Origin of the sequence: Streptomyces tsukubensis, assembly GCF_003932715.1 — a bacterium.
GTDB classification, from domain to species: domain Bacteria; phylum Actinomycetota; class Actinomycetes; order Streptomycetales; family Streptomycetaceae; genus Streptomyces; species Streptomyces tsukubensis.
On the sequence record NZ_CP020700.1, the window covers coordinates 1236427 to 1248915 of the forward strand.

Annotated in this window: 11 protein-coding genes; 1 reads left to right on the forward strand and 10 read right to left on the reverse strand. The window is 71.4% G+C overall.

Annotation, left to right across the window (positions count from 1 at the left end; translation table 11 throughout):
- Positions 1 to 125 precede the first annotated feature (125 nt).
- The 6 genes from carB to pyrR form a co-directional block, all read right to left on the reverse strand.
- Entirely contained in the window at positions 126 to 3434 is a 3309-nt protein-coding gene (carB, locus tag B7R87_RS04040; protein ID WP_006350354.1) for a carbamoyl-phosphate synthase large subunit, read from the reverse strand.
- Complete coding sequence (gene carA, locus B7R87_RS04045) at positions 3427 to 4584, reverse strand: glutamine-hydrolyzing carbamoyl-phosphate synthase small subunit (RefSeq protein ID WP_006350353.1); 1158 nt, start codon at positions 4582 to 4584, stop codon at positions 3427 to 3429. The genes carB and carA overlap by 8 nt, the downstream gene beginning before the upstream one ends.
- Positions 4581 to 5165 (reverse strand): PH-like domain-containing protein, encoded by a 585-nt coding sequence (locus B7R87_RS04050; protein ID WP_006350352.1) that lies wholly within the window; start codon positions 5163 to 5165, stop codon positions 4581 to 4583. The genes carA and B7R87_RS04050 overlap by 4 nt, the downstream gene beginning before the upstream one ends.
- Entirely contained in the window at positions 5162 to 6448 is a 1287-nt protein-coding gene (locus B7R87_RS04055) for a dihydroorotase (protein ID WP_006350351.1), read from the reverse strand. The genes B7R87_RS04050 and B7R87_RS04055 overlap by 4 nt, the downstream gene beginning before the upstream one ends.
- Before the next feature lie 2 nt (positions 6449 to 6450).
- The gene (locus tag B7R87_RS04060) at positions 6451 to 7434 is read right to left on the reverse strand and encodes an aspartate carbamoyltransferase catalytic subunit (RefSeq protein WP_006350350.1); all 984 of its coding nucleotides are present in this window, start codon (positions 7432 to 7434) and stop codon (positions 6451 to 6453) included.
- A 157-nt stretch (positions 7435 to 7591) separates the two neighbouring features.
- On the reverse strand, positions 7592 to 8179 hold the full coding sequence (pyrR, locus tag B7R87_RS04065) for a bifunctional pyr operon transcriptional regulator/uracil phosphoribosyltransferase PyrR (RefSeq protein ID WP_006350349.1): 588 nt from the start codon (positions 8177 to 8179) through the stop codon (positions 7592 to 7594).
- Between the two features lie 258 nt (positions 8180 to 8437).
- On the opposite strand from pyrR, the gene bldD reads away from it, so the two are divergent.
- Complete coding sequence (gene bldD / locus B7R87_RS04070) at positions 8438 to 8938, forward strand: transcriptional regulator BldD (RefSeq protein WP_006350348.1); 501 nt, start codon at positions 8438 to 8440, stop codon at positions 8936 to 8938.
- Positions 8939 to 9496: 558 nt separating this feature from the next.
- Here bldD and nusB read toward each other — a convergent pair.
- The 4 genes from nusB to B7R87_RS04090 all read right to left on the reverse strand — a co-directional run bounded on the left by nusB (position 9497) and on the right by B7R87_RS04090 (position 12486).
- Complete coding sequence (gene nusB / locus B7R87_RS04075) at positions 9497 to 9931, reverse strand: transcription antitermination factor NusB (protein WP_006350347.1); 435 nt, start codon at positions 9929 to 9931, stop codon at positions 9497 to 9499.
- Positions 9932 to 9933: 2 nt separating this feature from the next.
- Positions 9934 to 10500, reverse strand: a complete 567-nt coding sequence (gene efp, locus B7R87_RS04080; protein ID WP_006350346.1) for an elongation factor P — start codon at positions 10498 to 10500, stop codon at positions 9934 to 9936.
- Positions 10501 to 10558: 58 nt separating this feature from the next.
- Positions 10559 to 11674, reverse strand: a complete 1116-nt coding sequence (locus B7R87_RS04085; RefSeq protein ID WP_040916841.1) for an aminopeptidase P family protein — start codon at positions 11672 to 11674, stop codon at positions 10559 to 10561.
- Positions 11675 to 11736: 62 nt separating this feature from the next.
- Positions 11737 to 12486 carry an AAA family ATPase gene (locus tag B7R87_RS04090; RefSeq protein WP_006350344.1) on the reverse strand — a complete coding sequence of 250 codons (750 nt, stop codon included), beginning with the start codon at positions 12484 to 12486 and terminating at the stop codon, positions 11737 to 11739.
- Positions 12487 to 12489: the final 3 nt, after the last annotated feature.

The window sequence follows — 12489 nt, forward strand, 5'->3', positions numbered from 1 at the left end:
GGCAGCGGTCCTTCGGGGCGGTGGCCGGGCCGGGTCCGCGGGCCGGGCCCGCGGTCGGCTCTCGTGGGGAGGGGGACACCGCGTGTGCGGTGTCCCCCTCCCTCTCGCCTCGCCCCTCGGAGCGGTCAGTCGCGGGCTGCGGTCAGGTGCTCGGCGTGCTCCTGGAGGGAGCGGACGCCGACGTCGCCGCGGTTGAGCGCGTCGATGCCCTGGACGGCGGCGGCGAGCGCCTGGACCGTGGTGAGGCAGGGTACGGCCCTGGCGACGGCGGCGGTCCGGATGTCGTAGCCGTCGAGGCGGCCGCCGGTGCCGTACGGGGTGTTGACGATCAGGTCGACCTCGCCGTCGTGGATCAGCTGGACGATGGTCTTCTCGCCGTCGGGGCCCTCGCCCTCGCTGTGCTTGCGCACGACGGTGGCGTTGATGCCGTTGCGCTTGAGGACCTCGGCGGTGCCGGAGGTGGCGAGCAGCTCGAAGCCGTGGGCGACCAGCTCCCGGGCCGGGAAGATCATCGAGCGCTTGTCGCGGTTGGCGACCGAGATGAACGCACGGCCCGTGGTGGGCAGCGGTCCGTAGGCGCCCGCCTGCGATTTGGCGTACGCCGTGCCGAAGACGGTGTCGATGCCCATGACCTCGCCGGTGGAGCGCATCTCCGGGCCGAGGACGGTGTCCACACCGCGGCCGTGGATGTCCCGGAAGCGGGACCACGGCATCACGGCCTCCTTGACGGAGATCGGCGCGTCCATCGGCAGGGTGCCGCCGTCGCCGGTGGCGGGCAGCAGGCCCTCGGCGCGCAGTTCGGCAATGCTGGCGCCCAGGGAGATCCGGGCGGCGGCCTTGGCCAGCGGTACGGCGGTCGCCTTGGAGGTGAAGGGGACCGTACGGGAGGCGCGGGGGTTGGCCTCCAGGACGTAGAGGATGTCCCCGGCCATGGCGAACTGGATGTTGATCAGTCCGCGGACGCCGACACCGCGGGCGATGGCCTCGGTGGAGGCGCGCAGCCGCTTGATGTCGAAACCGCCGAGGGTGATCGGGGGCAGGGCGCAGGCGGAGTCGCCGGAGTGGATCCCGGCCTCCTCGATGTGCTCCATGACGCCGCCGAGGTAGAGCTCGCTGCCGTCGTAGAGGGCGTCGACGTCGATCTCGATGGCGTCGTCGAGGAAGCGGTCGACCAGGACCGGCCGGGTGGGGCTGATCTCGGTGGACTCCGCGATGTACGACTGCAGCCGGGCCTCCTCGTACACGATCTCCATCCCGCGGCCGCCCAGGACGTAGCTGGGGCGGACCAGGACGGGGTAGCCGATCTCGTCGGCGATGGCCTTGGCCTCGGCGAAGGTGGTCGCGGTGCCGTGCTTGGGGGCGGGCAGTCCGGCCTCCGCCAGGACCCGGCCGAAGGCTCCGCGGTCCTCGGCGGCGTGGATGGCCTCCGGGGAGGTGCCGACGACGGGGACGCCGTTGTCCTTGAGTGCCTGGGCGAGGCCCAGCGGGGTCTGGCCGCCGAGCTGGACGACGACTCCGGCGATCGGTCCGGCCTGGGCCTCGGCGTGCACGATCTCCAGGACGTCCTCCAGGGTAAGCGGCTCGAAGTAGAGCCGGTCGGAGGTGTCGTAGTCGGTGGAGACGGTCTCGGGGTTGCAGTTGACCATCACGGTCTCGTAGCCGGCTTCGCTGAGCGCGAAGGAGGCGTGGACGCAGGAGTAGTCGAACTCGATGCCCTGGCCGATGCGGTTGGGACCGGAGCCGAGGATGATCACGGCGGGCTTCTCGCGCGGCGCGACCTCGGTCTCCTCGTCGTACGAGGAGTAGAAGTACGGCGTCCGGGCGGCGAACTCGGCGGCGCAGGTGTCGACGGTCTTGTAGACGGGGCGGATGCCGAGGGCATGGCGGACCTCGCGTACGACGTCCTCGCGGAGTCCGCGGATACCGGCGATCTGGGCGTCGGAGAAGCCGTGCCGCTTGGCCTCGCCGAGCAGCTCGGGGGTGAGCTTGTCGGCGGCGGCCAGCTCGTCCGCGTACTCCTTGATGAGGAAGAGCTGGTCGACGAACCAGGGGTCGATCCGGGTGGCCTCGAAGACCTCCTCGGGGGTCGCCCCGGCGCGGATCGCGGCCATGACGGTGTTGATACGGCCGTCGGTGGGGCGTACCGCCTCGCGCAGCAGCTCGTCCTTTTCCCCGGTGGGCGAGGTGAAGTCGAACTGGCTGCCCTTCTTCTCCAGGGAGCGCAGGGCCTTCTGGAGGGCCTCGGTGAAGTTGCGGCCGATGGCCATGGCCTCGCCGACCGACTTCATGGTGGTGGTGAGGGTGGCGTCGGCGGAGGGGAACTTCTCGAAGGCGAAGCGGGGGGCCTTGACCACGACGTAGTCGAGGGTGGGCTCGAAGGACGCCGGGGTCTGCTCGGTGATGTCGTTGGGGATCTCGTCGAGCGTGTAGCCGACGGCCAGCTTGGCGGCGATCTTGGCGATCGGGAAGCCGGTGGCCTTGGAGGCGAGCGCGGAGGAGCGGGAGACCCGGGGGTTCATCTCGATGACGATGATCCGGCCGTCGTCCGGGTCGACCGCGAACTGGATGTTGCAGCCGCCGGTGTCGACGCCGACCTCGCGGATGATCGCGATGCCGATATCGCGGAGCCGCTGGTACTCGCGGTCGGTGAGGGTCATCGAGGGGGCGACGGTGATGGAGTCGCCGGTGTGGACGCCCATCGGGTCGAAGTTCTCGATGGAGCAGACGACCACGACGTTGTCGTTCTTGTCGCGCATCAGCTCCAGCTCGTACTCCTTCCAGCCGAGGATGGACTCCTCCAGGAGGACCTCGGTGGTCGGGGAGAGCGTGAGGCCCTGGCCGGCGATGCGGCGCAGCTCCTCCTCGTCGTGGGCGAAGCCGGAGCCGGCGCCGCCCATGGTGAAGGAGGGGCGGACGACGACGGGGTAGCCGCCGAGGGTTTCGACGCCCTTGAGGACGTCGTCCATGGAGTGGCAGATGACCGAGCGGGCGGACTCGCCGTAGCCGATCTTGGCCTTGACGGCTTCGACGACGCCCTTGAAGAGGTCGCGGTCCTCGCCCTTGTTGATGGCCTCGACGTTGGCGCCGATGAGTTCGACGCCGTACTTCTCCAGAACGCCCTGCTCGTGCATGGAGATCGCGGTGTTCAGCGCGGTCTGGCCGCCGAGGGTGGGCAGCAGCGCGTCGGGGCGCTCCTTGGCGATGATCTTCTCGACGAACTCGGGGGTGATCGGCTCGACGTAGGTGGCGTCGGCGATCTCCGGGTCGGTCATGATCGTGGCCGGGTTGGAGTTGACCAGGATCACCCGCAGGCCCTCGGCCTTGAGGACGCGGCAGGCCTGGGTGCCGGAGTAGTCGAACTCGGCGGCCTGGCCGATGACGATCGGGCCGGAGCCGATGACCAGGACGGACTGGATGTCGGTGCGCTTAGGCACGCTGGCCCTCCATCAGGGAGACGAAGCGGTCGAACAGGTACGCGGCGTCGTGCGGGCCCGCGGCCGCCTCGGGGTGGTACTGAACACTGAAGGCCGGCCGGTCGAGCAGGCGCAGGCCTTCCACCACGTTGTCGTTGAGACAGACGTGGGAGACCTCGGCGCGGCCGTAGGGGGTGTCGGAGACGGTGTCGAGGGGGGCGTCGACGGCGAAGCCGTGGTTGTGGGCCGTGACCTCGACCTTGCCCGTCGTACGGTCCTGGACGGGCTGGTTGATGCCGCGGTGGCCGTACTTCAGCTTGTAGGTGCCGAAGCCCAGGGCGCGGCCGAGGAGCTGGTTGCCGAAGCAGATCCCGAAGAGGGGGGTGCCGCGTTCCAGGACCTCCCGGACGACGGTGAGGTCGGCGGTGGCCGGGTCGCCGGGGCCGTTGGAGAGGAAGACGCCGTCAGGTCCGCCGGGGGCGATCGCGTAGACCTCGTCGGCGGTGGCGGTGGCGGGCAGGACGTGGACCTCTATGCCGCGCTCGGCCATCAGCTGCGGGGTCATGCCCTTGATGCCGAGGTCGAGGGCGGCGACGGTGAACCGCTTCTCGCCGGTCGCGGGGACGACGTACGTCTCCGCGGTGGCGACCTCGGCGGAGAGGTCGGCGCCCGTCATCTGGGGGGCGGCCTGGACCCGGGTGAGCAGGGCGGCTTCGTCGGGGAGGGCGTCGCCGGAGAAGATGCCGACCCGCATGGCGCCGCGTTCGCGCAGATGGCGGGTAAGGGCGCGGGTGTCGATTCCGCTGATGCCGACGATGCCCTGGGCGGTCAGCTCGTCGTCGAGGCTGCGGCGGGAGCGCCAGTTCGACGGGGTCCGGGCGGGGTCGCGGACGACGTAGCCGGCGACCCAGATCTTCCGGGACTCGTCGTCCTCGTCGTTGATGCCGGTGTTGCCGATGTGCGGGGCGGTCATGACGACGACCTGGCGGTGGTACGAGGGGTCGGTCAGCGTCTCCTGGTACCCGGTCATGCCGGTGTTGAACACCGCTTCGCCGAAGGTCTCCCCCACGGCCCCGTAGGCACGGCCGCGGAAGGTGCGGCCGTCCTCCAGGACGAGTACGGCGGGAACCGTGGTCCGCCGTGCGGCGGTTCCCCTGGTGGAGGTGGTCATCGTGCGCCTTCCTTCGTGGTGATCAGCTGGTTCAGGGTGGTGACCCAGTCGTTGTGCTCGGCGGCCCGGTCGGAGCGGAAGCCGGAGTCGAGGAGGGTTCCGCCGTGCTCCCAGGTGAGGACGAGCAGTCCGCCCTCGGCGAGGACCTTTCCGGCGATGCCCTTGTCGAGGCGGGCGCCGCGCAGGGCGGAGCGGGGGATGTGGAAGTCGGTCGCCCCGGGGCGTACGACGTCCACTCCTGCCTCGGTGAGGGTCAGCTCCACCCGGCTGCGGGCGCCCAGTCCGTGGGCGACGATCCGGTCGAGCCACTGTCCGGCGGTGGTGGAGCCGTGGTAGCGGCCGCTGAGGGCGGCGAGCGGGGCGACCGGGCTGTCAGGGGCGGCGGGCAGTCCGTGGAGTGCGGGCAGACCGGACTGGAGGCTGCCGCGCCATTTCCAGCCCTGGCGCATCAGCCAGTAGACCAGCGCGATGAAGAGGAGGAGTCCGACGACCCAGCCGATGCGGGCGGCCCAGTCGGTCACCTCCGCCGACTTGCGCTCCTCGGCTGCGAGCCCTGCTGCGATGGTGGTGAGTGTTGTCACGTCAGCTTCCCGTCGACGACCGTTGCCCGGCCCCGCAGGAAGGTGTGGGTGACGCGTCCCGGCAGCTCACGGCCCTGGTAGGGGGTGTTGCGGCTGCGGGAGGCGAAGCCCGCGGGGTCCACCGCACCACGGTAAGCCGGATCGACCAGCACGAGGTTGGCGGGCTCACCCGGCGAGACGGGCCGGCCGTGTCCTTCGAGGCGGCCGATGCGGGCGGGCCGGAAGGACATCCGGTCGGCGACCTGGGCCCAGTCGAGCAGTCCGGTCTCGACCATCGTCTCCTGGACGACGGAGAGCGCGGTCTCCAGGCCGACCATGCCCATGGCCGCGGCGCCCCACTCGCAGTCCTTGTCCTCGTGGGGGTGCGGGGCGTGGTCGGTGGCGACGCAGTCGATGGTGCCGTCGGCCAGGGCCTCGCGGAGCGCCATCACGTCGGTCGCGGTGCGCAGCGGCGGGTTCACCTTGTAGACCGGGTCGTAGGTGCGGACCAGTTCGTCGGTGAGGAGGAGGTGGTGGGGGGTGACCTCGGCGGTGACGTTCCAGCCCTTGGACTTGGCCCAGCGCACGATCTCCACGGAGCCCGCGGTGGAGAGGTGGCAGATGTGGACCCGGGAGCCGACGTGCGCGGCGAGGAGGACATCGCGGGCGATGATCGACTCCTCGGCGACGGCGGGCCAGCCGCCGAGTCCGAGTTCGGCGGAGACGACGCCCTCGTTCATCTGGGCGCCCTCGGTCAGCCGGGGCTCCTGGGCGTGCTGGGCGATGACGCCGTCGAAGGCCTTCACGTACTCCAGGGCCCGGCGCATGATCACCGCGTCGTCGACGCACTTGCCGTCGTCGGAGAAGACCTTCACCCCGGCTGCGGAGTCGTGCATGGCGCCCAGCTCGGCGAGCTGCTTGCCCTCCAGGCCGACCGTGACGGCGCCGACGGGCTGGACGTCGCAGTAGCCGGACTCCTTGCCGAGCCGGTAGACCTGCTCGACCACACCGGCGGTGTCCGCGACGGGGAAGGTGTTGGCCATGGCGTGGACGGCGGTGTAGCCGCCGGCGGCCGCGGCGCGGGTGCCGGTGAGGACGGTCTCGGAGTCCTCACGGCCGGGCTCGCGCAGATGGGTGTGGAGGTCGACCAGGCCGGGCAGGAGGATCCGGCCCGCGGCCTCGATCACCTCGGCGTCGCCGGGCTCGATGGTGTCCGCGACCTCTGCGATGTTCTCGCCGTCGATCAGGACGTCCTGGGGCCGTCCGCCGAGGATCCCGGCGCCACGGATAAGGATCTTGCTCATGGTTACTGGGTCTCCTCGGTACGGGACGTGTGGGCGGCGGCGGACTCGTTGCCGCCGAGCAGCAGATAGAGGACCGCCATCCGGATGGAGACCCCGTTGGCGACCTGTTCGACGGCGGTGCAGCGGTCGGAGTCCGCGACCTCGGCCGTGATCTCCATTCCCCGGTTCATCGGTCCGGGGTGCATGACGACGGCGTGTTCCGGCATCCGGGCCATCCGGTCCCCGTCGAGGCCGTAGCGGCGGGCGTATTCGCGCTCGGTGGGGAAGAACGCGGCGTTCATCCGCTCGCGCTGCACCCGCAGCATCATCACGGCGTCGGACTTGGGGAGCACCTTGTCGAGGTCGTAGGAGACCTCGCAGGGCCAGCTCTCGACGCCGATCGGCACCAGGGTCGGCGGGGCGACCACGGTGACCTGGGCGCCGAGGGTGTTCAGCAGCAGGACGTTGGAGCGGGCGACCCGGCTGTGCAGTACGTCCCCGACGATGGTGATCCGGCGTCCGGCGAGGTCGCGGCCCATCCCGGCGTCCCTGCCGACCAGCCGGCGGCGCACGGTGAAGGCGTCGAGGAGGGCCTGGGTGGGGTGCTCGTGGGTGCCGTCGCCCGCGTTGACGACCGATCCGTCGATCCACCCCGAGTTCGCCAGTCGGTAGGGCGCGCCGGAGGCGTGGTGGCGGATGACGACGGCGTCGGCGCCCATGGCCTCCAGGGTCAGCGCGGTGTCCTTGAGGGACTCGCCCTTGGAGACCGAGGATCCCTTGGCGGAGAAGTTGATGACGTCGGCGGAGAGGCGCTTGGCGGCGGCCTCGAAGGAGATCCGGGTCCGGGTCGAGTCCTCGTAGAAGAGGTTGACGACGGTACGGCCCCGGAGGGTGGGCAGCTTTTTGATCGGCCGGTCGGCGACGCGGGCCATCTCCTCGGCGGTGTCGAGGATGAGGACGGCGTCGTCCCGCGTGAGATCGGCGGCCGAGATGAGGTGGTGCTTCATCTGGTGGGCTCCGGTGGGTTCGGCTCGGGTCGGCACGTGCGGCGTGCGCGGCTGCGCGGCCTGTGGCGGCGCGCCACCGCGCTCCCGGGGTGTCCGGGCACGCGGGCGCACGGGGGCGCCCGTCACGCCGCTCCGGGCGCGCGGGGCCGTCGGGCTGCTAGCTCTGGTCGGTCTCGCGCACGCCGAGCAGCACGGTGTCCCGTCCGTCTTCCTCTGAGAGGAGGACCTTGACGGTCTCGCGCAGGGACGTGGGCAGGTTCTTGCCGACGTAGTCGGCACGGATCGGCAGCTCCCGGTGGCCGCGGTCGACGAGGACCGCGAGCTGGACCGCGCGGGGGCGGCCGATGTCGCCGAGGGCGTCGAGCGCGGCGCGGATGGTGCGGCCGGAGAAGAGCACGTCGTCGACGAGGACGACGAGGCGGCCGTCGATGCCGTCACCGGGGATCTCGGTGCGGGCGAGCGCGCGGGCGGGCCGCAGGCGCAGGTCGTCGCGGTACATCGTGATGTCGAGGGAGCCGACCGGGACGGTGCGTCCGGTGATCTGCTCCAGCTTTCCGGCGAGCCTGCGGGCGAGGAAGACGCCGCGGGTGGGGATGCCGAGGAGGACCACGTCGTCGGCGCCCTTGGCGCGTTCGACGATCTCGTGGGCGATCCGGGTCAGCACCCGTGCGATATCGGGCGCTTCCAGGACGGGGCGGGCCGTGTCCGGGCCGCTGGTGTGGCTGTTCGTGTCCATGGATTCCATGGCGAAACAGACCTCCTTCTCCGCCTCACGGGACGGACCTTAAAGGACGTCGGATAGTGCGCTCACTACCGTACCAGGGCCATTCGGGGGAACCTTGCCGGGGCTGGTCCGGACCTGCGGCGATGTCCGCTGTGATCATGACAGGCCACCGGTCTGGACCCCTTCGGCTTGACGCTTCCGAATCACGCTGCGTAACCTCACAGTGAGTCACCAGCAGCGCGGCGGAGCCGCACGTTGTCACAGCGTCCGGGGAGCTATATGTCCAGCGAATACGCAAAGCAGCTCGGGGCCAAGCTCCGCGCCATCCGCACGCAGCAGGGTCTGTCCCTCCACGGCGTGGAGGAGAAGTCCCAGGGCCGCTGGAAGGCCGTGGTGGTCGGCTCGTACGAGCGCGGCGACCGCGCTGTGACCGTCCAGCGCCTGGCCGAGCTGGCCGATTTCTACGGGGTCCCGGTGCAGGAGCTGCTGCCGGGCACCACCCCGGGCGGGGCCGCCGAGCCGCCGCCGAAGCTGGTTCTCGACCTGGAGCGGCTGGCCCATGTCCCGGCCGAGAAGGCGGGCCCCCTCCAGCGGTACGCGGCGACCATCCAGTCCCAGCGCGGCGACTACAACGGCAAGGTGCTGTCGATCCGCCAGGACGATCTGCGCACCCTGGCCGTGATCTACGACCAGTCGCCATCCGTGCTGACCGAGCAGCTCATCAACTGGGGTGTGCTGGATGCCGACGCGCGCCGTGCGGTGAGCCACGAGGACAACTGACGCCGGCCCCTGCGGGGGCTGTGGAGAATCGTCACGCCGGAGGGCGGGACCCGTGACGGGTCCCGCCCTCCGGCGTTCCGCCCGTCCCGCGCCAGGAGGGCAGCCGGCCCGTGTCCGCCGTGCGCCCCGTCCCGAGGGCGGCGCCGGCCCCGGGCTTCCGGCAGGCGCGGAACACGGCCGCGCAGATGCGTCTCGCACCGGCTCGGGCGGAACCGGAGCCGGTCCGGGCACGCGGTCCGGGGCGGGCAGGTCGGAGCCGGCCCCGGCCATCAGCAGATCGTCGGCGCAGCCGGGCATCAGCGGCACTCCCGCTCACTCTTCGAGGGGGACAGGCGCCTCAGACGCCCCACACGCCCCTCGGAGCGTCGGGTACGGGCGAGACCCCGGGGCCGGTCCGGGAACCGCGCTGCACTGCCTCCCGGGGCCGTAACGGAGCCTCCACCGCCCTGGCTCCCACGGCCCCCGGCCTCCGCCCGGCGGAAAACAGGCGGGCCCGGGTCCCGCGGATCAGATCCGCGGGACCCGGGCCCGTGCCTCACGGACGGCCGGGACCGGCCCTCAGGCGCCCTCGCGCCGCAGGGACGGCTTCAGCTCCTTGAAGCGGCCCAGGAGGCCGTTGACGAAGGACGGCGAATCGTCGGTGGAGAACTCCTTGGCGAGCTGCACCGCCTCGTCGATCACCACCGCGTCCGGCGTCTCGTCGACCCAGACCAGCTCGTAGGTGCCGAGCCGGATGATGTTCCGGTCGACGACCGGCATCCGGTCGAGGTCCCAGTCGGTCGCGTAGGTGGAGATCAGCTCGTCGATCCGGGCCGCGTAATCCGCGTACCCCTCGACCAGCTGCATCGTGTACTCGCTGACCGGCGGCTGCCGGTCGTCGGTCCGTGAGTGGCGGATCCAGTCGGCGAGCACCGTCTGCGCGGACGCGTCGCGCTGGTCGGCCTCGAAGAGGATCTGGAAGGCGCGCTTACGGGCCTTGCTGCGAGCGGCCACGGTTAGCTGTTCACCCGGCTGAGGTAGTCGCCGGAACGGGTGTCGACCTTGATCTTCTCACCGGTGGTGATGAAGAGCGGCACCTGCACCTCGTAGCCCGTCTCCAGCTTGGCGGGCTTGGTGCCACCGGTGGAGCGGTCGCCCTGGACGCCCGGCTCGGTCTCGGCGATCACCAGCTCGACGGCGGCGGGCAGCTCCACGTAGAGCACCTCGCCCTCGTGGGTGGCGACCGTGGCCTCGAAGCCCTCGATCAGGAAGTTGGCGGAGTCGCCGACGGCCTTGCGCTCGATGTGGAGCTGGTCGTACGTCTGCATGTCCATGAAGACGAAGTAGTCGCCGTCCATGTACGAGAACTGCATGTCACGGCGGTCGACGGTGGCCGTCTCGACCTTCACACCGGCGTTGAACGTCTTGTCGACGATCTTTCCGGACAGCACGTTCTTGAGCTTGGTGCGCACGAAGGCCGGGCCCTTGCCGGGCTTGACGTGCTGGAACTCGACGACGGACCAGAGCTGGCCGTTGTCGAGCTTGAGCACCATGCCGTTCTTGAGGTCGTTCGTGGAAGCCACGGTTGCGGAATCTCCTGGACTGACGTGGACGACCTGGGGCCACCGCGGTACGCGCCCGCTAGAGCGCGAGCAGCTCCTTGGTCGTGATGGTGAGTAGCTCGGGTCCGCCGTCCGCCTCCTGGCGTACGACGAGCGTGTCATCAATCCGGACCCCGCCCCGGCCCGGAAGGTGGACCCCCGGTTCGACGGTGACCGGCACGCAAGCGTCCAGTTTACCCATGGCCGCCGGAGTCAACTGCGGGTCCTCGTCGATTTCGAGCCCGACCCCGTGCCCGGTGAGCGGCGCCAGGCCCGCTCCATGGCCCGCACCGTCGAGGATCCGGCGCGCGGCGAGGTCCACGTCGCGGTAGGCCATGCCCGGCCGCAGGGATTCCCGGGCGGCCCGCTGGGCGGCGAAAACCAGGTCGTACAGTTCGATCTGCCAGTCCGCCGGGGTGGTGCCGATGACGAAGGTACGGCCGATCTCGCAGCGGTAGCCGCGGTAGTCGGCGCCGACACAGACGGTGAGGAAGTCGCCTTCCTCGACCCGCCGGTCGGTGGGCCGGTGGCCCCGGCGGCCCGAGTTCGGTCCGGTGGCGACGGAGGTGGGGAAGGCGGGGCCGTCGGCGCCGTGGTCGACCAGCCGGCGCTCCAGCTCCAGGGCGAGATGCCGTTCGGTGCGGCCCACCAGGATGGATTCCAGGAGTTCGCCGAGCGCCTGGTCGGTGATCTCGGCGGCGATCCGGAGGCAGGCGATCTCCTCCTCGTCCTTGACGATCCGCTGGCGCTCGACGGCGAGCCCGACGTCGGCCAGCCGGAGCCGGGGCAGTTCGGAGCCGATGGCGCGGTAGCGGGCGACGGTCAGATGGTGCTCTTCGACGGCGAGTTCCCCGGCCTTGGCCCGGTGGGCCAGCCCGGCCGCCGCGATCACGGGGTCGGGGCCGTCCTCGGGCAGCAGGGCCGGGCGGAGCCCGTCGTCGGGGCGGCCGGTGACCGTGGCGCCGGAGAGCGGGGTGGCGGGGCAGCACAGGGTGTCCCCGTCTCCGGCGGCCGGCCCGATCAGCAGGACGGCCCCCGGCGGGGCCGTCCCGGCGAGATAGCGCACATTGGCGGGGCGGGAGATCAGGACCGCGCCGCCGTTCTCTGCGTACCGCTCCCGCAACCGGTCGCGGCGGGCCGCGAACACCTCTGCCATGATCCGAGCGTACGAGCGTTCGCGCCGCGCGGCGCGCCCAGAGCGTCCGACCGGTCTCCCGGCTACCAGGACGGGGGGCTGGCGATCGCCCGGGCGAGGGCCTCGTCGAGGACGCGGGCGGTCGTCTCCACGTCGTACTTGGTGTTGTCGATGATCGGCAGCCCGGATCCGTACCATCCGGCCATCCGGCCGTGGATGCTCGCGACCTCCTCGTCCGACAGCCGCCGGTTGCCGCTGCGCTGGGCGTTGCGCTCCAGGACGGTCTCCAGGGCGGGGAGGAGGACGACGGGCAGCAGCCCGGGTCCGACATGGCGTTTCCAGCCGCCGAGCCCGACGACCGGGCGGTCGGGGAAGACGGCGTCGTCGAGGATGCAGGAGATGCCGTTGGCGAGGAAGTTGCGCGCGGCGAAGCCGCAGGTGCGGCGGGCGAGGCGGTACTGCGCCTCGGAGTGTTCGTTCCAGCCGGCCTTGGGGTCGGCGAATCCGGAGCACACCCATTCCCGGACGTCGTCGAGGCTGATGTGCGCGGTGGGCACGGGGCGGCGGGCGGCCCAGTGCCGTGCCACGGTCGTCTTGCCCGCGCCGGCGGGCCCGATGAGGAGGACGGCGAGGGTCGTCGCACCGGTGCCGCTCTCCGGCTCCGCGGGGGACGGGACGGGCGGCAGCGCGGCCTCGGGCCTCGGCGGAGGCGCGGCGGGGTGCGGCGGTCCCGGCTGGGCCCAGCCGGGGGCATGCGGAGGCGGTACGGGACCGGTGGCACCGCCCTGCCCCTGATGGCGAGGCGGCATCGGGGCCCCTGTCGGGTGCTGCATCCG